Source organism: Streptomyces sp. NBC_01261 (assembly GCF_036226385.1).
GTDB lineage: Bacteria > Actinomycetota > Actinomycetes > Streptomycetales > Streptomycetaceae > Streptomyces.
Genome location: NZ_CP108463.1, coordinates 10,536,579 through 10,560,558, shown reverse-complemented (window position 1 = coordinate 10,560,558; position 23,980 = coordinate 10,536,579). Strand labels below are relative to the sequence as shown.

Annotated in this window: 26 protein-coding genes; 8 read left to right on the top strand and 18 right to left on the bottom strand. The window is 70.6% G+C overall.

Annotation, left to right across the window (positions count from 1 at the left end):
• Positions 1-41 precede the first annotated feature (41 nt).
• The gene (locus OG226_RS46915; RefSeq protein ID WP_329352638.1) at positions 42-1,031 is read left to right on the top strand and encodes an enoyl-CoA hydratase/isomerase family protein; all 990 of its coding nucleotides are present in this window, start codon (positions 42-44) and stop codon (positions 1,029-1,031) included.
• 66 nt (positions 1,032-1,097) lie between these two features.
• Here OG226_RS46915 and OG226_RS46910 read toward each other — a convergent pair whose 3' ends face one another.
• From OG226_RS46910 to OG226_RS46880, 7 genes are read right to left on the bottom strand one after another with little or no spacing between them, the layout of a single operon-like run.
• Positions 1,098-1,826: an enoyl-CoA hydratase-related protein gene (locus OG226_RS46910; RefSeq protein WP_329352637.1), complete on the bottom strand. Its 729-nt coding sequence runs from the start codon at positions 1,824-1,826 to the stop codon at positions 1,098-1,100.
• A complete protein-coding gene (locus tag OG226_RS46905; protein ID WP_329352636.1) occupies positions 1,823-3,121 on the bottom strand; it encodes an amidohydrolase family protein in 1,299 nt (432 codons plus the stop codon). The genes OG226_RS46910 and OG226_RS46905 overlap by 4 nt, the downstream gene beginning before the upstream one ends.
• A 26-nt stretch (positions 3,122-3,147) precedes the next feature.
• Positions 3,148-3,471: a hypothetical protein gene (locus tag OG226_RS46900; RefSeq protein WP_329352635.1), complete on the bottom strand. Its 324-nt coding sequence runs from the start codon at positions 3,469-3,471 to the stop codon at positions 3,148-3,150.
• Positions 3,437-3,820 carry a hypothetical protein gene (locus OG226_RS46895; protein ID WP_328685621.1) on the bottom strand — a complete coding sequence of 128 codons (384 nt, stop codon included), beginning with the start codon at positions 3,818-3,820 and terminating at the stop codon, positions 3,437-3,439. The genes OG226_RS46900 and OG226_RS46895 overlap by 35 nt, the downstream gene beginning before the upstream one ends.
• Positions 3,817-4,524: an ABC transporter ATP-binding protein gene (locus OG226_RS46890; RefSeq protein ID WP_327406566.1), complete on the bottom strand. Its 708-nt coding sequence runs from the start codon at positions 4,522-4,524 to the stop codon at positions 3,817-3,819. Before OG226_RS46890 ends, OG226_RS46895 begins: the two co-directional genes overlap by 4 nt.
• On the bottom strand, positions 4,521-5,231 hold the full coding sequence (locus OG226_RS46885) for an ABC transporter ATP-binding protein (RefSeq protein ID WP_328685620.1): 711 nt from the start codon (positions 5,229-5,231) through the stop codon (positions 4,521-4,523). The genes OG226_RS46890 and OG226_RS46885 overlap by 4 nt, the downstream gene beginning before the upstream one ends.
• On the bottom strand, positions 5,212-7,326 hold the full coding sequence (locus OG226_RS46880) for a branched-chain amino acid ABC transporter permease (RefSeq protein WP_329352632.1): 2,115 nt from the start codon (positions 7,324-7,326) through the stop codon (positions 5,212-5,214). Before OG226_RS46880 ends, OG226_RS46885 begins: the two co-directional genes overlap by 20 nt.
• 210 nt (positions 7,327-7,536) lie before the next feature.
• Between OG226_RS46880 and OG226_RS46875 the strand changes: the two genes are divergently transcribed.
• The 4 genes from OG226_RS46875 to OG226_RS46860 are packed head-to-tail and all read left to right on the top strand — an operon-like array spanning position 7,537 to position 10,655.
• Positions 7,537-7,932, top strand: coding sequence for a nuclear transport factor 2 family protein (locus tag OG226_RS46875; protein ID WP_329352630.1), 396 nt, complete (start codon positions 7,537-7,539; stop codon positions 7,930-7,932).
• Entirely contained in the window at positions 7,929-9,044 is a 1,116-nt protein-coding gene (locus OG226_RS46870; RefSeq protein WP_329352628.1) for an acyl-CoA dehydrogenase family protein, read from the top strand. Before OG226_RS46875 ends, OG226_RS46870 begins: the two co-directional genes overlap by 4 nt.
• Positions 9,045-9,046: 2 nt before the next feature.
• A complete protein-coding gene (locus OG226_RS46865; protein WP_329352627.1) occupies positions 9,047-9,832 on the top strand; it encodes an acyl-CoA dehydrogenase family protein in 786 nt (261 codons plus the stop codon).
• A gap of 19 nt (positions 9,833-9,851) precedes the next feature.
• Complete coding sequence (locus tag OG226_RS46860; RefSeq protein ID WP_329352626.1) at positions 9,852-10,655, top strand: acyl-CoA thioesterase; 804 nt, start codon at positions 9,852-9,854, stop codon at positions 10,653-10,655.
• Positions 10,656-10,677: 22 nt separating this feature from the next.
• On the opposite strand, the gene OG226_RS46855 is transcribed toward OG226_RS46860, so the two are convergent.
• The 3 genes from OG226_RS46855 to OG226_RS46845 form a co-directional block, all read right to left on the bottom strand.
• Entirely contained in the window at positions 10,678-11,439 is a 762-nt protein-coding gene (locus tag OG226_RS46855) for an SDR family NAD(P)-dependent oxidoreductase (protein ID WP_329352625.1), read from the bottom strand.
• A 63-nt stretch (positions 11,440-11,502) separates the two neighbouring features.
• Positions 11,503-12,651 (bottom strand): thiolase family protein, encoded by a 1,149-nt coding sequence (locus OG226_RS46850; protein ID WP_329352624.1) that lies wholly within the window; start codon positions 12,649-12,651, stop codon positions 11,503-11,505.
• Positions 12,644-14,071, bottom strand: coding sequence for a class I adenylate-forming enzyme family protein (locus tag OG226_RS46845; protein WP_329352623.1), 1,428 nt, complete (start codon positions 14,069-14,071; stop codon positions 12,644-12,646). The genes OG226_RS46850 and OG226_RS46845 overlap by 8 nt, the downstream gene beginning before the upstream one ends.
• Before the next feature lie 66 nt (positions 14,072-14,137).
• Here OG226_RS46845 and OG226_RS46840 point away from each other — a divergent pair, with 66 nt between their 5' ends.
• The 3 genes from OG226_RS46840 to OG226_RS46830 all read left to right on the top strand — a co-directional run bounded on the left by OG226_RS46840 (position 14,138) and on the right by OG226_RS46830 (position 15,979).
• On the top strand, positions 14,138-14,899 hold the full coding sequence (locus OG226_RS46840; protein WP_329352622.1) for an SDR family NAD(P)-dependent oxidoreductase: 762 nt from the start codon (positions 14,138-14,140) through the stop codon (positions 14,897-14,899).
• 5 nt (positions 14,900-14,904) lie between these two features.
• Positions 14,905-15,666 carry an SDR family NAD(P)-dependent oxidoreductase gene (locus tag OG226_RS46835; protein WP_329352620.1) on the top strand — a complete coding sequence of 254 codons (762 nt, stop codon included), beginning with the start codon at positions 14,905-14,907 and terminating at the stop codon, positions 15,664-15,666.
• Positions 15,667-15,793: 127 nt separating this feature from the next.
• The gene (locus OG226_RS46830) at positions 15,794-15,979 is read left to right on the top strand and encodes a hypothetical protein (protein ID WP_328685609.1); all 186 of its coding nucleotides are present in this window, start codon (positions 15,794-15,796) and stop codon (positions 15,977-15,979) included.
• A 74-nt stretch (positions 15,980-16,053) separates the two neighbouring features.
• Here the strand turns inward: OG226_RS46830 and OG226_RS46825 are convergent, their stop codons facing one another.
• From OG226_RS46825 to OG226_RS46790, 8 genes are read right to left on the bottom strand one after another with little or no spacing between them, the layout of a single operon-like run.
• Positions 16,054-16,887: an SDR family oxidoreductase gene (locus OG226_RS46825; protein WP_329352618.1), complete on the bottom strand. Its 834-nt coding sequence runs from the start codon at positions 16,885-16,887 to the stop codon at positions 16,054-16,056.
• Positions 16,884-17,339: a VOC family protein gene (locus OG226_RS46820; RefSeq protein ID WP_329352617.1), complete on the bottom strand. Its 456-nt coding sequence runs from the start codon at positions 17,337-17,339 to the stop codon at positions 16,884-16,886. The genes OG226_RS46825 and OG226_RS46820 overlap by 4 nt, the downstream gene beginning before the upstream one ends.
• A complete protein-coding gene (locus tag OG226_RS46815) occupies positions 17,336-18,394 on the bottom strand; it encodes a CaiB/BaiF CoA transferase family protein (protein ID WP_329352616.1) in 1,059 nt (352 codons plus the stop codon). Before OG226_RS46815 ends, OG226_RS46820 begins: the two co-directional genes overlap by 4 nt.
• Positions 18,391-19,347, bottom strand: coding sequence for an LLM class F420-dependent oxidoreductase (locus OG226_RS46810; protein ID WP_329352614.1), 957 nt, complete (start codon positions 19,345-19,347; stop codon positions 18,391-18,393). Before OG226_RS46810 ends, OG226_RS46815 begins: the two co-directional genes overlap by 4 nt.
• A 31-nt stretch (positions 19,348-19,378) precedes the next feature.
• Positions 19,379-19,777 carry a cobalamin B12-binding domain-containing protein gene (locus OG226_RS46805; protein WP_328685604.1) on the bottom strand — a complete coding sequence of 133 codons (399 nt, stop codon included), beginning with the start codon at positions 19,775-19,777 and terminating at the stop codon, positions 19,379-19,381.
• Positions 19,777-21,378 (bottom strand): methylmalonyl-CoA mutase family protein, encoded by a 1,602-nt coding sequence (locus OG226_RS46800; protein WP_328685603.1) that lies wholly within the window; start codon positions 21,376-21,378, stop codon positions 19,777-19,779. The genes OG226_RS46805 and OG226_RS46800 overlap by 1 nt, the downstream gene beginning before the upstream one ends.
• The gene (locus tag OG226_RS46795) at positions 21,375-22,802 is read right to left on the bottom strand and encodes a FadD3 family acyl-CoA ligase (RefSeq protein ID WP_329352612.1); all 1,428 of its coding nucleotides are present in this window, start codon (positions 22,800-22,802) and stop codon (positions 21,375-21,377) included. Before OG226_RS46795 ends, OG226_RS46800 begins: the two co-directional genes overlap by 4 nt.
• Positions 22,799-23,977 carry an amidohydrolase family protein gene (locus OG226_RS46790; RefSeq protein ID WP_033282959.1) on the bottom strand — a complete coding sequence of 393 codons (1,179 nt, stop codon included), beginning with the start codon at positions 23,975-23,977 and terminating at the stop codon, positions 22,799-22,801. The genes OG226_RS46795 and OG226_RS46790 overlap by 4 nt, the downstream gene beginning before the upstream one ends.
• Positions 23,978-23,980: the final 3 nt, after the last annotated feature.

Below are 23,980 nucleotides of genomic sequence, written 5' to 3'. Positions count from 1 at the left end.
TCTCAAATTACACTCCGGTCCACGCCTGGAGGGAGATCACTGTGGAGTCGCCCTTCGTGATCGTCGACCTGGACCACGCCCCCGAGGACCTCGCCCTGGCGCAGGAAACGGAACCGCGCGACCGGGACCGCGTGCTGATCGGCCTGGCTGCGGACCCCAGGGAGACGGTCGAGGGCTTCGACATCCTGCTCACCGGGGTTCCCGATCCGCCCAAGCCGTGGGTGGGGTGCGCGGATCCGCATGCCACGGCCCGGCAACTGAGTGACCTCGTCGAGAGCCGACCCGCCGCGTCCGTCGCACTTGTACAGGTGCTGCGGATGGGCGACGGGCTCTCGATCCCGGACAGGCTGGTTCTCGAATCCCTCGCGTACTCGACGCTTCAGGGCGGAGCGGACTTCCGCTCCTGGCTGGCCGCCGCGCCCCGGCGTACCCACCGCCCTGCCGAGACTCCCGTACGGCTCGGCCGTGACGGTCCCCGGCTGTCCATCACGCTCGACCGGCCCTGGGTGCGCAACGCGTTCGACGCGGCGACGCGGGACGCGCTCTGCGAGGCGCTCCAGGTGGCCCTCGCCGATCCGTCGATCGGCCGGGTCGATCTGTGCGGCAATGGCCCGGCCTTCTGCAGCGGCGGCGATCTCGCCGAGTTCGGTACGTCGCGCGATCCGGCGCGGGCTCATCTGGTGCGGGTGCACCGCAGTCCGGGCGCGCTGTTGCACCGTTGCGCTCGCCGGGTGACCGCGTATCTGCACGGTGCGTGTGTCGGCGCGGGGATCGAGCTCGCGGCGTTCGCTGGGCGGGTGGTCGCCGCGTCGGACACGGTGATCCGGTTGCCCGAGATCGGGATGGGGCTCATTCCGGGCGCGGGCGGTACGGCGAGTATCCCGGTCCGGGTCGGCCGGGAGCGGACGGCGTATCTCGCCCTGTCCGGGCTGGAGTTGAGCGTGGAGGAAGCGCTGCGCTGGGGGCTCGTCGACGAGATCAGCGACCTGGACGACGCGGCTGCGGACTCTCGGCGGGCTTTCCAGCACTGAGGCACCGCGCGCTTCGCACCGGTGTCCCCGAGACCGTCCCGCGGCCTCGGGGACACCGGAGTTCGGTCACTTCCCCCTCCATACCGGGCTACGGCGTTCGGCGAAGGCCCGTGCCCCCTCCACCGCGTCGGCGCTCCTGAACACCGAGTCGACCTCTGCCGGTTCGGCCCAACGGCGTTCTCGCATCAGCTTCTTGGTCATCGCGACGCCGAGAGGGCCGTTCTCGGCGATGCGTCCGGCCAGCGTCAGTGCCGTCTCTCGCACCTCTCCGGCCGGGACGGCGCGGTTGACCAGGCCGAACTGCTTGGCGTCCACCGCGGTGACGAGCTCACCGGTCAGCCCCATCTCCAGGGCGACGGCCAGCGGTACCCGGTCTGCGAGGGTCGTACCGCCACCGGCCGCGAAAAGCCCCCGCTTCACCTCCGCGATCCCCAGCTTGGCGTCCTCCGCGGCGACCACCAGGTCGCAGGCCAGGGCGAGTTCGAAGCCACCGGCGAGTGCCGAGCCGTTGAGGGCGGCGATCACCGGTGTGGTGATGCCCTCGCGGAAGAACCACACCAGGCCGTCGAACTTGCCGCCGCCCTTCGCGAACGCCTTGAGGTCCATGCCGGCACAGAAGACCGGTCCGGCGCCCGTGAGAACGACCGCCCGGACCGCCGGGTCGGTGTCCGCCTCCCGGAGCACGATTGACAGTTCGTCAATCAGCTCCGGGTTGAGGGCGTTTCGGGACTCCGGACGGTTCATGGTCGCCACCAAGACGGCACCTACCCGTTCCGTCAGGACCAGGTCGCTCATCGGGCAGCCGCCGCCACGGCCGCCCGGGCCTTGGAGCGGAACGCCTCCAACTTCTCGGCCGGTTCGATGAGTTGGTGGCTGCGGGAGCGGGTGCTGACGTCGTGGCCCTCGGCCGCCTTGCGCAGTGCGCCCACGGTGGCCTGTTCGCGCGGGATGTGTGTGAAGGGGTCGAAGGAATACCAGCGCATCGCGTTCTCGTAGGTGATCTTCCGGGCCTCGTCGTCGGGAACGTCGCAGCTCGACAGCACGTCGTGCAGCTGCTCGGGGGCGTCGGGCCACAGGGAGTCGCTGTGCGGGTAGTCGCCCTCCCAGCAGATGTTGTCGATGCCGATGTCGTGGCGCAGCCGTACGCCCAGCTTGTCGGTGATGAAGCAGGTCAGGAAGTGCTCCCGGAAGACCTCGGAGGGCAGCTTGCCGCCGAAGTCCTGGAGGGTCCAGGTGGAGTGCATCTCGAAGGTGCGGTCGAGGCGCTCCAGGAAGTACGGGATCCAGCCCGTTCCGCCTTCCGAGAGGGCGATTTTCAAATTCGGGAACTGCTTGATCGGGGGCGACCAGAGCAGGTCCGCCGCAGCCGAGACGATGTTCATCGGCTGGAGCGTGATCATCACGTCGGGCGGCGAGTCGGCGGCCGGGACGGCGAGCCTGCCGGAGGAGCCGATGTGCACCGACATGACGGTGTCCGTGTCGGACAGCGCGCGCCACAGCGGGTTCCAGTACGGATCGTGGAAGCTCGGGTAGCCGAGGACGGCGGGGTTCTCGGTGAAGGTGAGCGAGTGGACGCCCTTCTCGGCGACCCGGCGGACCTCGGCCGCGCACAGCTCCGCGTCCCAGATGGCGGGCAGCGCCATCGGGATGAAGCGTCCCGGGTACGCGGCGCACCACTCGTCGATGTGCCAGTCGTTGTACGCCCGCACGAGCGCGAGGGAGAAGTCCACGTCCTTGGTGGCGAACAGGCGGGCCGAGAAGCCGGGGAAGGACGGGAAGTTCATCTGGGCGAGGATGCCGCCCGCGTTCATGTCCTTGATCCGCTCGTGCACGTCGTAACAGCCGGGGCGGATCTCGTCGAGGCCCTGCGGTTCGACGCCGTACTCCTCCTTGGGCCGACCGGCCACCGCGTTGAGCGCCGAGTTGGTGATGGTCGCGCCGCCGAACTGCCACACGTCGGTGCCGTCGTCCCGGTGCACCAGCTGGGGCGCCTCTTTTTTGTAGCGCTCGGGGAGGTGGTTCACGAACATGTCGGGGGGTTCGATGATGTGGTCGTCGACGCTGATGAGGATGAGGTCGTCGCGGTCCATGACGGCTCCTTACAGGGGTGGGTCGGTCAGTCGGAGGCGGGCAGCGGCTTGGCCGCCTTCAGGGCCATGGGGGCGCCGTCGCAGGTGAGTTCGCCCGCGCCCGAGGCGGTGCAGAGGAGTTCGAGCGTCCCGGTGGGGTCGACGTACCGCTTGCCGATGAGGGTGGTGGTGCCGACCGGTCCGGGTTTCGCCGGGGGCACGTCGGCCGCGGCAACCAACGGGCTTCCACCGCAGGCCAGTTGGGGCTGTGGTTGGGCCGCGCCGGGTGCGCGGATGACGACCACGCGGGTGCCGCAGACGGTGCTGGCGAGTTGGTCACCGGGGCGCAGCGTCGGTGCCGGTGGGGTCATGGCGGAGTTCCCTTTCGAGCAGTCGGTCCGCGAGGAGTTCCACGTCGTAGGACTGACGGGCCATCCAGTACCGCAGGAAGCCGGTGAGCGAGTACCGCAGGAAGAGCGCGGAACCGACGACGCTCCCGGCGACCGCGGCCAGGCCGAGGGTGAGAGCATCGTTCTGCACCAGCGGGTCGCTGGTGTCGTGCGAGATGAAGTAGGCGCACACGCCGAGGACGACGCCGATCGTCATCAGGGCGGCGCCCGCGCGCAGCCAGAGAACGGCCCTTCCGGCCGCCGGGTCGGGGATTTTCAGGACCGTGAGTTCGCGGACGAAGCGGTCCGCTCGCGTCTCGGTGGACGTCATGTGGAACTCCCCAGGTAGAGAGCGGACAGTTCGGCACGCAACCCGCCGTCGGGGTGGCCCTGCCGTTCGACCCGGCCGCGTACGAGGACGGCGGCGTGGTCGCAGATGTCGAGGACCGCGGCGGCGAACTGCTCGACGACGAGCACGGCGACGCCCTGCCGGGCGATCTCGCCGACCTGTTCGTAGAGCCGGCCGACGACCAACGGGGCGAGCCCCATGGAGAGTTCGTCGAGCAGCAGGACGGCGGGGTCGGTGGCGAGGCCGCGGGCGAGGGCGAGCATCTGCTGTTCGCCGCCGGAGAGGGTGCCCGCCGCCTGTCCGGCGCACCGGGCGAGGACGGGGAAGCGGGCGAACGCGATCTCCTCGATCTCCTCCCGGCTGCGGCCGGTGAAGGTCATCATGAGGAGGTTGTCGCGGACGGACAGGTTCGGGAAGACGCCTCGCCCTTCGGGGATGAGGCAGACTCCGGCGCGGGCCAGGTCGCGGGGGTCGGCGCCGGTCATGTCCCGTCCTCCGAGGACGAGTTGGCCCGACTCGACGGGGTGGACTCCGGCGGCGACGCGCAGGGTGGTGGTCTTTCCGGCGCCGTTCGGGCCGAGCAGCGCCACCACCTGTCCGGCGGCGACGTCGAGGTCGACGCCGTGCAGGACGGTGATGCGTTCGTGGGCGGCGCGGATGCCGCGCAGTTCGAGAAGTGCGCTCACGCGTCCCCCAGGTAGGCGGCGAGAACCGTTTCGTCGCCGCGGATCACCTCGGGCGGGCCGACGGCGATGATCTTGCCGAGGTCGAGGACGTACACCTCGTCGCAGACGGCCATCACGAGGCTCATGTCGTGCTCGACGAGGACGACGGCGGTTCCGTCGTCGGTGAGGGCGCGCAGGAGTTCCGCGAAGCGTTCGGTCTCCTCCGCGTCCTGTCCGGCGGCGGGTTCGTCGAGAAGAAGCACCTTCGGCCGGATCGCGAGCGCCCTTCCCACCTCGACGAGACGGCCGACTCCGGTGGGGAGGGCGTCGGGTGAGGTGTCGGCGAGGTCGGTGAGACCGAGGCGGTGCAGGATCTCGGTGACGACCTGGTCGGCGCGGCGGCGTTCGGGGCCGAGTTCGGCGGCGACGAGGAGGTTGTCGCGCACGCTGAGCCGGCCGAACAGTTCCAGGCGCTGGAAGGTGCGGGCGAGTCCGTGCCGGGCGCGGGCGGAGGGTCGGGCCCGGGTGACGTCCCGGCCGTCCAGCCGGACCTGTCCCGAGGAGGGCCTGCGCAGTCCGGAGGCGACGTCGAACAGGGTACTTTTCCCTGCCCCGTTGGGTCCGATGAGTCCGGTGACCCGGCCCGCCTCGGCGGTCAGGGCGACCCCGTCGAGAGCGCGGTTCCCGCCGAAGGAGACGGTCACTCCACTAACCTGCAGCGACGCCACGGGCCAGCACCTCCTTGTCCTCGGGGCGCCAGTCACGCCGTAGGCCCCACCACTCGACGGGGATCTCCGGTTCGGCCGGAGCGGTCTGGCGGGCGCTCGCCCAGGCGCGGAGGGCGACGGCGAGGACGAGTGAACCGCCGTAGTACGTCCAGTCGTTGATGACGTCGGTGAAGCGCAGGGCCCAGGCCAGGGCGAGGGCGCAGAGCAGGGTGGGCAGGGCGATGCGGTCGCGGCCGAGGGGCTCCCACTGGCGGCGGAGGCGGGGGACGATGCCGTCGGGGTTGTGGCCGAGTCCGACGCCGGCGAGGCCGGGGAGCAGGGCGACCAGGTTCGCGGTGCCGGGGACGACGGCGATCAGGGCGTTCGTCGGTCCGACGAAGGCGGTGCCGGCGAAGAGCCCGTTACCGACCGCGCCGAGTCCGCCGACTACGGCGACGAGGAAGATCGGCAGTCCTGCGATGAGGCTGAACTGGTCGGCGGTGACGGTGCGTTGTTGCATTCCGTACAGCGCCCCGCCGAGTCCGGCGATGCCGGAGGCGAGGGCGAACACGGCGACTTTCGCGACCAGCAGGTTGCCGCCGAGGGTGGCGTACGCGGCCTCGCTGTCGCGCAGGGCGATGAGGCGTCGGCCGAAGCGGCTGCGGCGCAGGGCCGCCACGCCGATCGAGGCGAGCGCGAGACAGACGGCGGCGAACACCATCAACTCCCGTCCGCTGTCGAGCCGGAGGCCGAACAGGTCGGGTCCGGTGGCGTCGACCGAGCCCTGGTCGAACAGGGCGATCCGCAGGCCGAGGAGGTGGAAGGCCGGCAGGGTGAAGATCCACCGGTCGAGGATCACGGCGAACGCGGCGGTGCCCAGGGCGAGATACACGCCGGAGAGCCGCAGCGCGGGCAGTGCGACCAGTGCTCCGGCCACCGCCGAGATGAGGATCGTGGCGCCGAGCGCCCACAGTTCGCCGTGCGCGCCGAGGTGTGCCCAGACGACCGCGCCGATGCCGGCCATGCTCAGCTGGCAGAGGGAGACCTGTCCGGCGTACCCGGCGAGCGGGACGTACGAGAGCGCCACCACGCCGAGCGAGAAGATCGCTCCGTAGGTGATCAGGTCGGCTTCTCCGAGGAGAGAGGCCAGTACCGCGCCGAAGGCGACGACGACCGCCGCGAACACGAGGGTGCCGCGCGCGCTCGGCACCGGGACGCGGGCCAGCCGCCGTTCGCGACCGCGCAGGCGTCGGTGCGGGAAGACCAGCAGGGCCAGGAGGAGCAGCAGGGCGGGGGCGGCGAGCCGTAGTCCGGGGAGGTACTCGTTCTGCGGGAGATAGCCGGTCAGGTAGCTCTCCATGCAGCCGACGACGACGGCGCCGAGGAAGGTGAGCGGCAGGCTGCGCAGCCTGCCGAAGACGGCCGCGGTGTAGGCGCTGACGATCAGCAGGGAGAGCTGGGCGGCGTCGAGGGTGACGGTCGGGGCAATCAGAATGCCGCCGATCGCGGCGAGTTGGGTGCCGAGGATCCAGGAGACCCGGCCCGCCCGGACCGGGTCGGCGCCGGTGAGACCGACGAGTGCCCGGTCGTCGACGGCCGCGCGCATCTCGGCTCCGGCGCGGGTGCGGTAGAGCAGGATGCGCAGGCCGACCGCGACGGCGACGGCCACCGCCATGGTGATGGCCTGGTGCCACGTGATGACGGCCGGGCCGAGGTGGATGGGCCTGCGGGCGGCGAAGAACATCGGCAGGGGCCGCGCCACGTTCGGGTCCCAGATCCAGCGCGCTGCCGCGATGAGACCGCTGAGCAGCGCGACCGTCATCACCAGCCGTTCGGCTTCGCCGAGCGCTTGGACCGGTCGCAGGACGAACCGCTCCACGAGCAGCCCGAAGCCCGGGGCGAGCACGAGCAGCACCACGACCAGGGCGACCGGAACGGGCCAGCCCCAGCCGACGGTCAGCTGCCAGTACATGAACGCGGACAGCATGCCGGCCGCGCCGTGCGCGAAGTTGAACACGCCGGTGGTGGTGTAGGTGAGCACGAGCCCACTGCCGATGACGGCATAGATCGCGGCCGTGCTCAGGCCGACGATCCCGAAGGTGAGGAACTGGTCCATCGCGTCGGATCTCCCCTCTCCATCGCTGGAAACTAGCTTCTCATCTACGGAGAATCAACCATTCAGACAGAGACTGTTGACGTCACCTCACCGACCATGGAAATCTGCCACTCATCTGAGAGAATGCCATTCTCACTCATGGCGAAGGGTGGAAAGTCCTTGTCCTCCTTGCCCGTTCCGGCTCCTCCCTCTGGTCCGACCGACGACCTGATGGAGATCCAGCAGCTCCTCGCCCGCTACGCGGTGTGCATCACCCGCGGTGACCTGGAAGGGGTGCTGGGGGTCTTCACGTCCGACGGCACGTACAGCGCCTTCGGGGACTCCTACGGCCTCGACGAGTTCCCGGCGCTCGTGGCCGCCGCGCCCAAGGGGCTGTTCCTCACGGGGACGCCGGCCGTCGACCTGTCCGGCGACACGGCGACCGGCACCCAGCCGCTCTGCTTCGTCGACCACGCCACGCACGACCTGCGGATCGGCTACTACAACGACACCTACGTCCGCACGGACGACGGCTGGCGGCTGCGCACGCGGGCGATGACGTTCATCCGCCGCAGCGGAGCGCACGACTCGGGACGCCCGCACGCCTATCAGCGCCCGGGTACATGAACGTCGCCTCGGCGCCCGGGAACGTGAACGCCGCCGACTTCCGCTCCGGCCTGCGTGCCTGGCTGGACGAGCACGACCTGTCCCCCGGCCCCGACCACTCCCTGGACGCCCAGGTCGCTCAACTGGCCCGGGTCCGCCGGGCGTTGTACGACGCGGACTGGATGCGGTACGGCTGGCCCGCCGAGGTGAGGGGGCTCGGCGGGCCCGCGGTGCTGAGGGCGGTGCTCGGCGAGGAGGTCGCCACAAGGGAGTTGGCCGAGCCGGGGATCTACTCGATGATCGAGGTCCTCGTCCCGACGATGATCTCCTACGCCCCTCCCGCGCTGGCCGCCGAGATGGTCCCGCGGCTGCTGAGCGGGCGTGAGCAGTGGTGCCAGGGCTTCTCCGAACCAGGTTCCGGCAGCGACCTCGCCTCCCTCACCACGCGGGCGGTTCCGCGCGGCGACCACTGGGAGATCAGCGGTCAGAAGGTGTGGACGAGCCTGGCCCAATTCGCCGCCCGCTGCGTCCTGTTGACCCGCACCGCGCCGGGACACGACGGGATCACCGCGTTCTTCGTCGACATGGACACCCCCGGCATCACGGTCCGGCCGCTGCGCACGATGCACGGCGTGGACGAGTTCGCCGAGGTGTTCTTCGACGATGTGATGGTGCCCGCCGACCGGATGCTCGGCCGTCCCGGCGACGGCTGGCGCCTGGCGATGGACCTGCTCCCGCACGAGCGCTCCACCTGCTTCTGGCACCGGATCGCCCATCTCTACACGCGACTTGACCGCCTGCTGGCCGAGACGGACGTCCCCGACGACGCCGAACTCGGTGCCGCCTACCTGGCGTTGCACACCGTCCGCTGCCGCTCCCACGCCACCCAGCGCCGCCTGGCCGCCGGTGAACGCCTGGGTGCGGAGACGTCGGTCGACAAGGTCCTGCTGGCCACGGCCGAGCAACAGCTCTTCGAGACCGTGCGCGATCTGCTGCCCGGCGTACTGGAGTTGACGGACACGCCATGGCGCTCGGAGTACCTGTACGCGAAGGCGGCGACGATCTACGGCGGTACGGCCGAGATCCAGCGGAACATCATCGCGCGCCGACTGCTCGACCTCGGGAGGGAGTAGCCGTGGACGCCGCCGAAGAGCATCTGCTCGCCGAGACACTCCGCAAGACGATGACGGCAGCCTCGGGACAGGCGTTGGACACCGCCCTGACCGACCTCGGCTGGGCCGACCTCCTCGTGGAGCTACCGGACATCGCCGTCCCGCTCACCTTCCGCCTGCTGGGTGAGACGGGCTCACACGCGCCGCTCCTCAACGACGTGCTGCTCCGAGCGGCGGAGCGTCCGGTCGGCGGCACGCTGCCGCTGCCGTACACGGGTGGTTCGTGGGTCGTCTGGGAGCGCGAGGACGCTGCCGCCGGGATGGCCCTGGACGCCGAACTCCCCCTGCACACCGTGCCCGCTGGAGCTTCCGTCCCCCTCGCCGCCGGCCGGGTCGCGCTCGGCTGGTGGCTGCTCGGGACCGGGCGCGCCATGCTCGCGCTGGCCCGCCAACACGCCGTGGACCGCGTGCAGTTCGGCCGCCCGCTCGCCTCTTTCCAAGCCGTACGGCACCGGCTCGCCGAGACCCTCGTGGCACTGGACGGCGCCGAGGCGACCCTGGTGGCCGCCGACGACGACTTAGGCGCGCTGCTGGCCAAGGCGGCGGCCGGGAAGTCCGCGCTGACGGCGGCCCGGCACTGCCAGCAGGTTCTCGGTGGGATCGGTTTCACCGCTGAACACGATCTGCACCGGCACGTCCGCCGGGCCATGGTGCTGGACGGACTGCTCGGCAGCGCAAGGGAGTTGACGCGCGAGGCGGGGTCACTGCTGCGGGCCGGCGGGTCCGCGCCACGGCTCGTCCACCTGTGATCGACCGAGGAGTGCATCAGTGACCGATCTCTGGAGCGACCTGCTCTCCTGCCTGGACCTCGACGCCCAACCCCGTGAGGTGTTCGAGGGTGCCAACCAGCGACTCGGCTACCACCGCGTCTTCGGCGGGCAGTTACTCGCCCAGAGCGTCCGGGCCGCCCAACTGGCCTGCCCGGAGAAGGCAGTCAAGAGCCTCCACGTGCAGTTCGCGCGCGCGGGGCGGCCGCAGGAACCGGTGCGGTACGAGGTGACGCGTCATCATGAGGGCGGCTCCTTCGCCACGTTGACGGTGGTGGCGCGGCAGACGCAGGGCGTCGCGGCCGTGGCCGCCGTATCGCTGCACTCCCACGAGGACGGTCCCGACCAGCAGATGGCGTTCCCGATGCCCCCGGTGCCGGGAGCCGAGCACGACGTTGATCTCTCCCTGCTTCCCTGGGACACCCGGGCCTCCGTCGACGTGGACTCGCCGAAGTCGGAGCCGCCCGAGTACGACCTCTGGATGCGCACACCGACCGTCGCCCCGGAGCTGGCCCCGGCGTTGACGGCGTACGCGAGCGATCTGAGTCTGATCGGTACGGCGCTTCGGCCGCTCGAAGGGGTCACCCAGCACGATTCGGGAACGGCGTTCTCCTCAGCCGTCACCGCGCACACGGTGTGGTTCCACCGCCCTTTCACCACGGACGACTGGCTTCTGTTGCGCCACCAGAGCCCGCTTCTCGCCCACGGCCGCTGCTACTGCCGGGGCGATGTGCTCACCGCGCAGGGGTCGCTGGTCGCCTCGTTCGCGCAGGAAGCGCTGCTGCGCTTCCGTGCGATCGCGTGACGGCCCGTCCCCCACACAGCGTTCAGCGCATCACCGTGCCGCCGTCGACGTTGATGACCTGGCCGTTGATCCAGGCTCCCTCGTCGGACATGAGGTGGGCCACCATGCCGGCGACGTCGTCGGCACGGCCGTGCCGGGTGCTGCGGGTGCGGGCGAGCAGCGCCTCCAACAGGTCGGGCTCGGCGCCTTCCTGGATGGCCTGCGTCAGGATCAGGCCCGGTGCGACGGCGTTGGCGCGGATGCCCTCCCGGCCCCAGCGGGAGGCGACGTGGCGGGCGAGGGCGTTGATGCCCGCCTTGGTCGCCGAGTAGGCGGGGCGCGCGGCCTCGCCGGTGAAGGCCGCGATGGACGAGGTGTAGACGATCGCGCCGCCGCCCCGGGCCAGGAGCTCGGGAACGGCGTACCGCGTGACGAGCATGTGGCCCCGCAGATTGACGGCGAACGTCCGGTCCCACACCGCGAGGTCCATGTCGACGACGTCGGTGTCCTGGGAGACCGCGCCCATGTCGCCCGCGTTGATGTGCACGGCGTCCAGCCCGCCGTACGTCCGCACGGTGGTCCGTACGAGTTCGGCGACCGAGGTCTCGTCGGCGATGTCGAAGCCCACAGCGACCGCCTGGCCACCGGCGTCACCGATGGCCGCGGCGGTCCGCCGGGCTCCGTCCAGGTCGAGGTCGCCGACGACGACCCGGGCGCCCTCGTCCGCGAGCCGCCGGGCGGAGGCGGCCCCCAGCCCGGTGGCCGCACCGGCGACGAGAACGACCTTCTCCTTCAAGCCCTCCACACTGTTCCCTTCATGTCGTCGACGCTCTCCACCACCGCAACCAACCAACCGACAGGTGACGGACTACGGCGCGAGTACCTCGATGACCGTGGCCGAGCCCATGCCGCCGCCCGCGCACATCGCGGCGACACCGATGCCGCCGCCGCGACGGCGCAGTTCGTGCACGAGCGTGACCAGCATCCGGGCGCCGGTCGCGGCGACCGGGTGGCCGAGGGAGCAGCCGCTGCCGTTGACGTTGACACGGTCGGGGTCGAGGCCGAGCAGTTTCACCGCGGCGACGGGCACGGCGGCGAAGGCCTCGTTGATCTCGAAGAGATCGACGTCGGAGGTCGAAAGTCCGGCGCGGGCAAGGGCTTTGGGAATCACCTTCACCGGGGTGAGGCCCGTCTCGGCGGGGTCGGCGCCGACCGAGGCCCACGAGCGGACGACGGCGAGGGCGGGCAGGCCCAGCCGGTCGCTGGCCACCACCAGGGCGGCGGCACCGTCGTTGGCGCCGCCCGCGTTGCCGGCCGTGATGGAGAAACCGTCTATCTCCGGGTGGAGCGGCTTGAGGGAGGCGAGCTTCTCCAGGCTGGTGGTGCGGCGGGGGTGTTCGTCGACGGAGAACAGTCCGTGCGGTGTGTCGATGGGCACCAACTCGGCGTCGAAACGGCCTTCGTCGATGGCGCGAATGGCGTTCCGGTGGGAGCGCATGGCCCATGCGTCCATGTCGGCGCGGCTGAGGCCCGCCCGCACGGCGGTGTTCCAGCCGACCGTGATCGACATGTCCAGGTTGGGGGCGTCAGGCCGGTCGGGGTGCGTGGGCGGGCTCCATGGTTCGACCCACTCCCCCTCGACGCGGAAACGCTGTTTCGGGGAGGTGGAAGCCGAGTTGACGCCGCCGGCGATGACGAGTTCGTCCATGCCCGCGCGGATGCTCGCCGCCGCGCTCTGCACGGCGGCGAGTCCGGCGGCGCAGTGGCGGTTGTGGGCGAGGCCCGGTACGGAGGTGAGGCCGACGGTCAGTGCCGCGTGCCGGGCCACGACCCCGCCGCCGTACAGACCCTCGCCGAGGATCACGTCGTCGATCGCGTCCGGGTCGAGGTCGTCCGTGGCGGCCGCGGCGGCGACGATGTGGTGGGCCAGGTCGAACGCGGTGGTGTCGCGCAGGGTGCCCTTGACGGCGGTGCCGACGGGGGTGCGCAGGGCGGACACGAGGACTGCTTCAGGCATGGGTGGTCTCCAACTCGGCCAGCAGGGTGCGGCGCAGCAGCTTTCCGGTCTCGGTCTTGGGGAGTTCGGCGCGGAACACGATCGCGTCGGGGGTCTTGGCGGAGCGCAGCCGGTCCTTGACCCATTGGCGGACCTCCGCCGGGTCGCCCTCGCCGACCACGACGGCCACGATCCGCTGTCCCCACTCGGGGTCGGGCACGCCGATCACCGCCGCCTCGACGATCCCGGGGTGGGCGACGAGAACGTCCTCTATCTCGGCGGGAGCGATGTTCTCACCGCCGCGAATGATGGTGTCGTCGGCGCGTCCCTCGATGAACAGATAGCCGTCGGCGTCCACTCGGCCCCGGTCCCGGGTCGGGAACCAACCCTCCGCGTCAAGGGCGCTGCGTCCGCCGTACTCGCCGGAGATCTGCTCCCCGCGCACGAACACCAGCCCGGTCTCCCCGGCACGGGCCGGTTTCCCGTCGTCGTCACGGATCTCGATCTCGACTCCGGGCAGGGCCCGTCCCACGGAACCGAGTCGGTCCCGCACTGCCGGGTCGGAGGCCGCCAGCGCCTCGCGGTGGTCGTCGGGCCCGAGGACCGCGACCGAGGAGGCCGTCTCCGTCAGGCCGTACGCGTTGACGAACCCCGTGCCCGGGAACACCCCCAACGCCCGTTCCACCACGGGCCGCGGGGTCCTCGCGCCGCCGTAGGCGAGGCTCCGGAGCGTGGGTGTGCCGGCGTCGTCGGCCGGGACCTCCGCGACGATGCGGGCCAGCATGGTGGGGACGACGAGTGCGTGGGTGACGTGTTCGCGGCGCGCGGTCTCCAGCCACTCGCCCGCGTCGAAAGCGGACAGGTAGACCAGGCGGCGGCCCGAGTAGAGGTTCGTGAGCAGGTTCATCAACCCGGCCACGTGGTACGGCGGTACGGCCACGAGTGCCGCGTCGTCTTCCTCGGCGGAGGCGAACTCCTGGGTGTTGAGGACGTAGGCCAGCAGGTGCCGGTGGCGCAGCAGTGCCGCCTTGGGCTCGGCGGTCGTGCCGCTCGTGTAGAGCACCACGGCTACGGCGTCCTGGTCCTGGGCCAACTCCGGTGCGTCGGCGCCCTCTTCGGCGCCGCCATCGGCTTTCAGCAGGCTGTCGAGGTCGGCGGGGCGCAGTACGAGGGCCCCGGGGTGGCGGGCCAGGAGGCGGGCCAACTGGTGTTCGCCGAGGCGGTAGTTGAGGGGGATGAACGGGATGCCCGCCAGGGCGGCGCCGAACAGGGCCACCGGGTAGGCGAGGTGACTGGGGCTCAGATAGAGCACGGCCGGACGGCCCCGGAAGCGGTGCGCGGCGGCGCGGGCGCGGAGGAGCAGGTTCGAGGCGGTCAGGGAGCGGCCGTTCGCCGTGACCACCGGTCGGTCGCCGCCCGAGGCCACCATCTCCAGAATCATGGATATATTCATGAGAATGCTATTCTCGTCTTACTAGAGCGCTGTTCGCAAGAGAGGAAATCCTTGATGCAGATCAGTGGGAGCTCCGCGGTGGTCGTCGGCGGGGCGGGCGGCCTGGGCGAGGCCACCGTCCGTCGGCTGCACGCGGCGGGAGCGAAGGTCGTCGTAGCCGATCTGGCCGACGAGAAGGGCAAGGCCCTGGAGCAGGAGTTGGGTGTGCGCTACGTGCGTACCGACGCCACCTCCGAGGACGACGTCCAAGCGGCCCTGGCCGAGGCGGAGTCGGCGGGACCGCTCCGCATCTCGGTGGACGCGCACGGCGGTCCGGCGAGCGGTGGCCGACTCGTCGGCAAGGACGGCTCACCCCTCGACCTCCCGGGCTTCCGCACGACGATCGACGTGTATCTCACCGGCGTGTTCAACGTGATGCGGCTGGCCGCTGCCGCGATCGCCCGCCAGGAGCCCACCGAGGGCGGCCGGGGCGTCATCGTCAGCACGGCCTCGATCGCCGCGTACGAGGGCCAGATCGGCCAACTCCCTTACGCCGCAGCGAAGGGCGGGGTCGTCAGCATGACCCTGGTCGCCGCCCGCGACCTCTCCCCGCTCGGCATCCGGGTCGTCACGATCGCGCCGGGCACCTTCAACACGCCGGCCTACGGCAAGGCGGGCGACCAGTTGGAGGCCTACTGGGGGCCGCAGATCCCGTACCCGAAGCGCATGGGACTGCCGGTCGAGTACGCCGGTCTCGTGCAGCACATCGTCGAGAACGACTATCTCAACGGCGAGGTCGTCCGTCTCGACGGCGCCCTCCGATTCCCGCCGAAGTAACCGGAATGAGTCACGTGACGGGCGTGAGCGGGCAGTTGAAGGGCAAGGTCGCGTTCGTCGCGGGCGCCAGCCGCGGCATCGGCCGTACGGTCGCGGTGGCGCTCTCGGAGGCAGGCGCCTCGGTCGCCGTGGCCGCGCGTTCCGAGCGGGAGGGCCGACTGCCCGGGACGATCCACTCGGTCGCGGACCGGATCAACGCGGCGGGCGGACGTGCGCTGCCGGTGCCCTGTGACGTGAGCGACGAGGCGTCGGTCGACGCGGCTGTCGCCGCCACGGTCGCGGAGTTCGGCGGGATCGACATTCTCATCGCCAATGCCGGGGTGCTGTGGCTGGGCCCGGTCGAGTCGACGCCGCTCAAGCGCTGGCAGTTGTCGCTGGACGTCAATCTGACCGGGGTGTTCCTGGTGACCCGGGCGGTGATTCCGCACGTACGGGCGCGTGGCGGTGGCTCGTTGGTGGCCGTGACGACCGGCGGGGTCGGCATGACGGACCGGGGTGCGAACGCGTACTGGGTGTCCAAGGCGGCGGTCGAGCGTCTCTACCTGGGCCTCGCCGCCGACCTGAAGAAGGACAACATCGCGGTCAACTGCCTTGCTCCGTCAAGGGTGGTGCTCACGGAGGGGTGGCAGGCGGGTGGCGGGGGCCGGGAGATCCCGCCGGAGATGGTGGAGCCGCCGGAGGCGATGGCGCGGGCCGCCGTGCTCCTCGCGGGCCAGGACGCGACCGGGCTCACGGGGACCGTGCAGCGCTCGGAATCCCTTGCCTGAAAGGCAGTTGGCCTGCGGGCGACGCGGGATGCGTATGAATGTTCGGCATCTTCGGGGGCACTCGGGAGACAACGGCGCAGCCACCGGGATCACCGGTGGCTCGCCGTCTATCCGTAGGGGTTATCAGATGCTTGCATTCGTGGCGGCCGCGCTCTTCTTCATCGCCTTCATCATCCGTGTCACGGAGACGTCGACGCAGATCGTCTTCAGCTCGACGAGCCTCATGCTGCTCGGGCTCGCCTTCCTCGCCGCGCACTCGGCCGGCGTGGGGTCGGGCTGGTCCGCCCGGCGCAGCAGCGGCCGTCGGCGCTGAGGGAACGGCGCGCTCCCTCGGCAGCGCGCCTCCTCCGACGTCCTCCGACCGGCCGCTGACCGGCCGCTGACCGGTCACCGCCCGGCGCGTTCTCGCACCGCCGCACAGACCCCACCGTCGACGAGAACGTCGATTCCGGAAACGAAAGCGGCCTCGTCCGACAGCAGGAACGCCACCGCGGCCGCGACGTCCTCGGCCCGGCCCACCCGCCCGAGCGGCGTCTGCTCCACCAGAGCGGCCATGGCGGGCTGGGCCGCGGCCTCCTGCTGCCCCTGAGGGGTGTCGATGACGCCCGGCGAGACGGAACACACCCGGGCGCCGTAGGGCCCGAGCCGCACCGCCTCCCGCCGTACGAACCGGTGTACCCCGTGCTTGGCCCACGCGTACGCGAGACCGGTGTTCTCCACAGCGGGCCCGAGGGCCTCGCGCAGCCGGTCGAGGAATTCGTCCCGGAGCGGATCGTCGAGGATCGCGGCTACGGCGGGATCGGCCTCCAGGTTGCCGAGGAGCGGGGCCATCGAGGCGAAGCACACCATTGCGGTCCCCTCGGTGGTGAGGGGGCGGAGTGCCTCGGCCAGGCGTGCGGTGCCGACGAGGTCGACCTCGAAGATGCGCCGCCAGTCGGCCATGGTGGGTGAGATCCCGGCGGCGTGCGAGACAGCCCTCAGGGAGCCCAACTCGGCGACACGGGCGGTGAGTCGGGACAGTCCGGCCCGGTCGGTGATGTCGAGGACGAAGGGTTCGACCTCGATCTCCTCGTGCGCGGCGGCCAGTTCCTTCGCCGCGGCGGTCACGGCCGGCTCGTCACGGTCCACCAGCAGCAGCGTGTCCACCAGTTCGGTGAGCCGCCGCGCGCAGGCCAGTCCCATGCCGCGCCCGGCTCCCGTCGCGATGCCTACGGTCGTCATGCGTCGTCTCCTCCGTGACCCCAGAGCTTCTCCAGTCCCGGTCGCGCCACCCGGTCCACGAGTTCCACGAGCAGCCCGCTCGGCCCGCGCAGAAAGGCGAAGGGCGCGCCGCCGGGACCGGACCGGCTCGCCTCGCTCACGAAGCCCTGCCCGATGAGTTCGGCCGCGTCCGCGGCGACGTCGTCGGACCAGTAGCCGACGTGGTGCACACCGCCGCCGGCCACCGGTTCCCACAGCGTTCCCGGGACGCGGCGGACGATCTCCAGCCGGGGCACCGTCCGGGAGTAGGCGCAGCTGATGTCGAGAACGGCGTTTCCGGTCGGCAGCGTCAGCGGCACCGCCCCGCCGATCTCGGCGCACCACTCGTACCCGAACGCGGCCGAGAACTCGGCCAGCGTCCCCTCGAAGTCCTCGACGACAAACCCGAGATGGAACTGGTCCTCGGCCCTCACGACTCCCCCACCGCCCCGGAAAGGTCATGCTCACCCAGGCGGGGCGGTGGTCCGTACTCCGGCTCGTACCCCTCGACCCGCACGGAACTGCGCACCAGCCGGAAGTCCCCGGCCCTCACCACGGCCTCCGGTGTCGCCGCCAGTGCCTGCGGCAGCGTGCGTACGGCGGCGGCCGGCACCCCGAGCGGGCGCAGCCGTGCCTCCCAGGCCGCGGCGGTGTCCCCGGCCAGGGCGTCGGTCACGGCGGCGAGCACCTCTTCCCGCCGCTCCGCGCGTTCGGCCATGGTGGGGAATCCCTGGACGCCGGCCTCGGTGGCGAAGGACTTCCAGAAGCCGTCGTGGGTGATGAAGAGCGCCAAGTGGCCCTCGGCGGTGGGAAAGAGCTGGGCCGGTACATAGTAGGAGTGCGCGCCGAGCGGCAGCCGGCGTGGTTCGACGCCCTCGTTGAGATAGGCGGAGGCGCGGTAGTTGAGCTGAGAGAGCATCACATCCCGTAGTGACACCTCCACTTGGCCGCCGCGCCCGGAGACGATCTGGGCGAGAAGCCCCAACGCGGCTGTCAGACCGGAGGAGTTGTCGGCCGAGGAGTAACCGGGCAGCGTCGGCGGATCGTCCGGGTGGCCGGTGAGGGCGGCGACCCCGGTGGCCGCCTGGACCACGTAGTCGAAGGCGGGCTCGTCGCCCGCCTCCAGGCCGTATCCGGTGAGCGCGACGCACACGATGCGGTCGTTCCACTTGCGCAGCACGTCGTAGGTCAGGCCCAGTCGGTGGATGGCCGACGGTTTGAGGTTGACGAGCAACGCGTGGGCGCCGGCGAGGAGTTCACCGAGCCGGGCCTGGCCATCGTCCGTCGTGAGGTCGAGGCGGATGCTGCGTTTGCCGCGGTTGAGGCTGGCGAAGTAGGCGTCGCTCACCTGGCGGGAGATGTCACCGCCCGGCGGTTCGATCTTGGTGACCTCGGCGCCGAGGTCGGCGAGCATCATCGTGGCGTAGGGGCCGGCCAGCATGTGGCCGACCTCCAGGATGCGGATGCCGTCGAGCGGTCCGGCGGTCATCGCAGGTCCGCGGCCAGGGCGGCGAGCATGTCGCGGGTGCGGTACTTGGAGGCGAGCAGTTCGTCGCGGTTGTCGCCGATGGGCAGCAGCCGTACGGAGAGATCGGTGACCCCGGCGTCCGCGAACCGCTTGAAGCGGGCGGCAATGGCGTTCTCGTCGCCCGCCGCGCACAGGTCGCCGGCGTCGCGGGCGTCGCCGTATTCGAGAACGCGTTGGTAGTTGGGCGAGATCTCGGCCTCGCCGAGGATGCGGTTGGCGCGTTCGCGGGCCTCGTCGACGCGGTCGGGGCTGCACAGGCAGACCGGGATGCCCGCGACGATCCGCGGTGCCGGGCGTCCGGCGCTCTCGGCGGCCTTGGTGATGCGGGGGACGACGTGTTCGGCGACGGCGCGTTCGTCGGCCATCCACAGCACGGTCCCGTCGGCCCGTTCTCCGGCGAGGCGCAGCATGACCGGGCCGAGGGCCGCGATCAGGACCGGCAGCGGGGAGACGGGTGCGAGGGTGAGGGGGTTGTGGACGGTGAAAGTGTCGTTCTCGACATCGACCATGTCCGTTCCGCCGAACGCGGCGTCCAGGACGTCCAGGTAGTCGCGGGTGAAGGCGGCCGGTTTCTCGTACGGCAGTCCCAGCATGTCCCGGATGATCCAGTGGTGCGACGGTCCGAGGCCCAGCGCGAGCCGTCCGCCCGCCGCGGCCTGGGCCGAAATCGCCTGCCGGGCAAGGGCGACGGGGTGCTGGGCCTGCAACGGCACGACGGCGGTGCCGAGTTCGATCCGCTCGGTGCGCGCGCCCATCAACGCGATCGCGGTGAGCGCGTCGAAGTCGGTCGGGATCTGCGGCACCCACACGGTGTCGAAGCCCGCCTTCTCGGCCCAGGTCACGTCGTCGATCATCCGTGTGACCTTGCGGACCGAGTCCCCGCGTTCGGGCCCGATCATCACTCCGATACGCACGCTGCCTCCAGGTTTTCGGGTCGCCGCCGGGTCATGGCGAGGTGACGGATGTCAGAGCGCGCATCTTGGCCACGAGGGCGTCGAGCGGCGTGCCCGTCGGGAAGACCGCGGCGGCTCCCGCGGTGAGCAGCTTCGGCACGTCGGCCGGCGGGATGGTGCCGCCCACCACGACGGCGATGTCCTCGGACCCCGTGGCGCGCAGCCCCTCGATCACCCGGGTGGTCAGCGCGAGGTGCGCGCCGGAGAGGATGCTGAGGCCGACCACGGCGACGTCCTCCTGGACGGCGACGGCCACGATGTCGGCGACGCGCTGCCGGATCCCGGTGAAGATGACCTCGAAGCCCGCGTCGCGCAGGGTCCGCGCGACGATCTTCGCCCCTCGGTCGTGTCCGTCGAGTCCGGGTTTCGCGACCAGTACGCGGGCTTTCATCAGAACACCACCGGCTGCTGGAACTCGCCCCAGACCGCCTTGAGCGCGGCGACCATCTCGCCGACCGTGCAGTAGGCGTTGGCGCAGTCGATCAGGATGGGCATGAGGTTCTCGGTACCTTCCGCGGCGCGGGTCAGTTCGGCGAGGCGTTGCCGTACGACGGATGCGTCGCGGGTCGCCTTCACGTCGGCGAGCCGTTTCAGCTGCCGGTCGCGGCCCTCCGCGTCGAGTTCGTACGTGGCGAGGTCGGGCGGTGGTTCGTCCGCGACGAAGCGGTTGACGCCGACGACCGGCCGGGCGCCCGCCTCGACCTCACGGTGCAACTGGTAGGCCTCGTCGGCGATGAGGGTCTGCAGATAGCCGTCCTCGATGGCCCGGACCATGCCGCCGTAGCGCTCCAGGTCGTCCATGATCTCGACGATGCGGGCCTCGGTGGCATCGGTGAGCGCCTCGACGAAGTACGAGCCGCCGAGCGGGTCCGCGACCCGGGTGACGCCGGTCTCGTGGGCGAGGATCTGCTGGGTGCGCAGGGCGAGTGTCGCCGACTCCTCGCTGGGCAGGGCGAACGGTTCGTCCCAGGCGGCCGTGAACATCGACTGGACGCCGCCGAGGACCGAGGCGAGCGCCTCGTAGGCGACGCGGACGGTGTTGTTCTGTGCCTGCGGCGCGTACAGGGAGGCGCCTCCGGCGACGCAGCCGAAGCGGAACATGGCGGCCTTGTCGCTGTCCGCCCCGTACCGCTCGCGCACGATGGTCGCCCAACGCCTGCGCCCGGCACGGTACTTGGCGACCTCCTCGAAGAAGTCGCCGTGCGTGTAGAAGAAGAAGGAGACCTGCGGGGCGAACTGATCGATCGTCATACGGCCGCGGGCGAGCACCGTGTCGCAGTAGGTGACCCCGTCCGCGAGCGTGAACGCCATCTCCTGTACGGCGTTGGCGCCCGCGTCGCGGAAGTGCGAGCCGGCGACCGAGATCGCGTTGAAGCGCGGTACTTCGGCCGCGCAGAACTCGATGGTGTCGGCGATGAGTCGCAGGGAGGGTTCGGCCGGCCAGATCCAAGTGCCCCTGGACGCGTACTCCTTGAGGATGTCGTTCTGGATCGTCCCGGTGAGTTTCGCCCGGGGCACGCCCGCCCGTTCGGCGGCGGCGACGTAGAAGGCGAGCAGGATCGCGGCCGTGCCGTTGATGGTGAAGCTGGTGCTGATCCTGTCGAGGGGGATGCCCTCGAAGAGGACCTCGGCGTCGGCGAGTGTGTCGACGGCGACGCCCACGCGGCCGACCTCCTCGGTCACTTCGGGGTCGTCGGAGTCGTAGCCGCACTGTGTGGGCAGGTCGAGCGCCACGGAGAGTCCGGTGCCGCCCTGCTTGAGGAGGTAGTGGTAGCGGAGGTTGGAGGATTCGGCGGTGCCGAAGCCGGAGTACTGGCGCAGCGTCCACAGCCGGCCCCGGTAGCCGGTGGCGTAATTGCCGCGCGTGAAAGGGAAGTTGCCCGGCGCGGGCGGTGCGGTACCGACGTCGTCGGGGCCGTAGACCGGTTTGAGGGGCAGGCCGGACGCGGTCCGGACGAGGTCGTCGCCCTGGGGCGGTGTGGGAGGCGTCATCGCAGGAGGTCCTTCATCACTTTTCCGGTGGCGTTCAGCGGCAGTTCCATGAGGAACTCCACGGTCCGGGGCACCTTGAACCCGGCCATGCGGAGCCGGCTCCACTCGATCAACTCGTCGGCGGTCAGCGGCTGTCGGAGGACGACGAAGGCCTTGCCGACCTGTCCCATCCGTTCGTCGGGGACGCCGATCACGGCGGCCTGGGCGACCGCCGGGTGTTCCATCAGGAAGCCCTCGATCTCGGCCGGGTAGGCGTTGAAGCCGCCGACGATGAACATGTCCTTCTTGCGGCCGACGATCCTCAGATAGCCGCGCTCGTCGAGCGTGCCGAGGTCCCCGGTGTGGAGCCAGCCGTCCTCGTCGATGGCCTCGGCGGTCGCGTCGGGGTCGTTGAAGTAGCCGCGCATCACGCTGTAGCCGCGGACCAACACCTCGCCGTCGTCGGCGACTTGGACCTCGACGCCGTCGCAGGGGGTACCGACGGTGGTGGCGATGTCCTCGAAGGAGTCGCCGGGCCGGGTGGCGGTGGCGGTGCCCGCCTCGGTCAGACCGTAGCCCGTCATGATCGAGGTGAAGGGCAGTTCGGTCAGCACGCGGCGGATCAGTTCGACCGGGATGTCGGCGGCCCCGGTCACCGCAACTCGCAGTGAGGACAGGTCTCTTGAGCCGCGGTCGGTGAGCAGCGAGTGGTAGAGCGTGGGCGGGCCGGGCAGGACCGTCACCTTCTCGCGCTCGACCAGGTCGAGGACGGTGTCCACGTCGAAGACGGGCACGGGGAGGATGGTCATGCCGCGGATGAGCGACGCGACCATGCCCGCCTTGAAGCCGAAGATGTGGAAGAACGGGTTGACGATCAGATAGCGGTCGCCCTCCCTGACCCCTGCCAGGTCGCACCACTCCGCGTACAGCCGGAGCGTCTGGGCGTGGGTCATCAGGACGCCCTTGGGCCGGCCGGTGGTGCCCGAGGTGAACACGATGTCGCTGACCTGGTCGCCGGTCACCTTCCGCTCGAAGGGTGAACCGCTCGCCAGGAAGCCGGACTTGAGGTCGATCACCGGCACACCGGGCGGCGCCTTGAAGTCCAGGCCGAGGAAGCCCTCCTGGACGAGAACGGCCTTCGCACCGCTGCGCACGATGATGTCGTGCGCCTCGTCCGCCTTGAACCGGGTGTTCACCGGCACCACCACACCGCCCGCGGCCATCAGACCGAAGGCGGCGACGATCCACTCTGCGGAGTTGGGCGCCCAGATCGCGACCCGGTCGCCCTGTTCCACCCCGGCCGACGCGAACGCACCCGCAGCCACACGCACCCGCTCGACCAGCTCGGTGAACGTGAGGCGGAGCGGGCCGTCCACCACAGCTTCGGCATCACCGAAGCGGTCGGCCGCGCTCAGCACCATCTGCGGGATGCTCTCCCAGGTCATACGCCGATCAACCGGGCGAGGTTGCCGCCCATGATCTTGGCCTGGTCGGCCTCCTTCATGCCCTGGAGCGCGTCGATGTAGGAGACCGGGTCGGCGAGCCCCTCGGGGTGCGGGTAGTCGGACCCGAACAGGACCCGCTCGACTCCGACGACCTCGGAGAGCGCGGCCATGTCCTCCTCCCAGAACGGGCTGATGTGGATCCGCTTCCTGACCTCTTCGACCGGGTCGCCCAGGAAGCCCTTCGGCTGCTTCTTGTAGGTGCTGCCCAGTTGGTCGAGCAGCGGCAGCAGCCAGGAAGAGCCGTTCTCGATGACCGAGACCTTCAGTTCCGGGAAGCGGAACAGGGCTCCGTGGCAGACCCAGGACGCGACCGCGTCGGTGACCGGCCGCCACTCGGACATCATCCGGAAGACCTGCGCCTGGAACGGCGTCATCTCCTGGCTCTTGCCCTCCCAGTCGCTGGAGTAGCGCGAGTAGCCGCTGTCGGAGGAGTGCATGGCCACCAAGACGCCCGCCTCCTCGACCCGCTTCCAGAAGGGGTCGAACTCCGGCAGCGCGAAGGACCGCGAGCCGCCGTAGCCGGGGACCGGGGCGGGCCGGATGAGAATCGCCCTCGCGCCGCGCTCAAGGCACCACTCCAGCTCGGCGATCGCCTTGTCCAGGATCGGCAGGCTGATCACCGGGGTGGTGAAAATGCGGTTCTTGTAGTTGAACTGCCAGGTCTCGTGCAGCCATTGGTTGAGGGCGTGGACGACGACGTGGATCAGCTCCGGGTCGTCCCGCATGCGTTCCTCGACCAGGCTGGCGAGGGTCGGGAACATCAGCGTCTGCTGGATGCCCAGGTCGTCCATGAGCGCCAAGCGGGGCCCGGGCTCGCGGAACGCGGGGATCGACCGCATCGGCTCGCCGAACAGCTCCCGGTGTGACTTGCCCTCCGGGTTCCCCTCGCGGAAGTAGTCCTCCCACGCGCCGGGCCGGGCCACGACCTCGAAGGTGGGGTTGGGGATGTAATCGCTGATCTGACCGCGGATGGCGATCTTCGTACGGCCCTTCACCTGCACGTACTGGATGGCGCTCGCGTACTGCTTGGGCAGGTACCGGGTGAGCGCATCCTCCGTCTCGTACAGGTGGTTGTCCGCGTCGAACAGTGGATACGGCGGCACACGCGATGGCATGAG

What these genes read in the sequence shown, in the direction of transcription:
- OG226_RS46795 (WP_329352612.1), bottom strand. Translation starts at nt 22,802, where the DNA reads ATGACCTGGGAGAGCATCCCGCAGATGGTGCTGAGCGCGGCCGACCGC.
- OG226_RS46835 (WP_329352620.1), top strand. Translation starts at nt 14,905, where the DNA reads ATGAGTCACGTGACGGGCGTGAGCGGGCAGTTGAAGGGCAAGGTCGCG.
- OG226_RS46910 (WP_329352637.1), bottom strand. Translation starts at nt 1,826, where the DNA reads ATGAGCGACCTGGTCCTGACGGAACGGGTAGGTGCCGTCTTGGTGGCG.
- OG226_RS46840 (WP_329352622.1), top strand. Translation starts at nt 14,138, where the DNA reads ATGCAGATCAGTGGGAGCTCCGCGGTGGTCGTCGGCGGGGCGGGCGGC.
- OG226_RS46875 (WP_329352630.1), top strand. Translation starts at nt 7,537, where the DNA reads ATGGAGATCCAGCAGCTCCTCGCCCGCTACGCGGTGTGCATCACCCGC.
- OG226_RS46825 (WP_329352618.1), bottom strand. Translation starts at nt 16,887, where the DNA reads ATGACGACCGTAGGCATCGCGACGGGAGCCGGGCGCGGCATGGGACTG.
- OG226_RS46905 (WP_329352636.1), bottom strand. Translation starts at nt 3,121, where the DNA reads ATGGACCGCGACGACCTCATCCTCATCAGCGTCGACGACCACATCATC.
- OG226_RS46895 (WP_328685621.1), bottom strand. Translation starts at nt 3,820, where the DNA reads ATGACGTCCACCGAGACGCGAGCGGACCGCTTCGTCCGCGAACTCACG.
- OG226_RS46815 (WP_329352616.1), bottom strand. Translation starts at nt 18,394, where the DNA reads ATGACCGCCGGACCGCTCGACGGCATCCGCATCCTGGAGGTCGGCCAC.
- OG226_RS46850 (WP_329352624.1), bottom strand. Translation starts at nt 12,651, where the DNA reads ATGCCTGAAGCAGTCCTCGTGTCCGCCCTGCGCACCCCCGTCGGCACC.
- OG226_RS46805 (WP_328685604.1), bottom strand. Translation starts at nt 19,777, where the DNA reads ATGAAAGCCCGCGTACTGGTCGCGAAACCCGGACTCGACGGACACGAC.
- OG226_RS46870 (WP_329352628.1), top strand. Translation starts at nt 7,929, where the DNA reads ATGAACGTCGCCTCGGCGCCCGGGAACGTGAACGCCGCCGACTTCCGC.
- OG226_RS46790 (WP_033282959.1), bottom strand. Translation starts at nt 23,977, where the DNA reads ATGCCATCGCGTGTGCCGCCGTATCCACTGTTCGACGCGGACAACCAC.
- OG226_RS46845 (WP_329352623.1), bottom strand. Translation starts at nt 14,071, where the DNA reads ATGATTCTGGAGATGGTGGCCTCGGGCGGCGACCGACCGGTGGTCACG.
- OG226_RS46830 (WP_328685609.1), top strand. Translation starts at nt 15,794, where the DNA reads ATGCTTGCATTCGTGGCGGCCGCGCTCTTCTTCATCGCCTTCATCATC.
- OG226_RS46900 (WP_329352635.1), bottom strand. Translation starts at nt 3,471, where the DNA reads ATGACCCCACCGGCACCGACGCTGCGCCCCGGTGACCAACTCGCCAGC.
- OG226_RS46800 (WP_328685603.1), bottom strand. Translation starts at nt 21,378, where the DNA reads ATGACGCCTCCCACACCGCCCCAGGGCGACGACCTCGTCCGGACCGCG.
- OG226_RS46880 (WP_329352632.1), bottom strand. Translation starts at nt 7,326, where the DNA reads ATGGACCAGTTCCTCACCTTCGGGATCGTCGGCCTGAGCACGGCCGCG.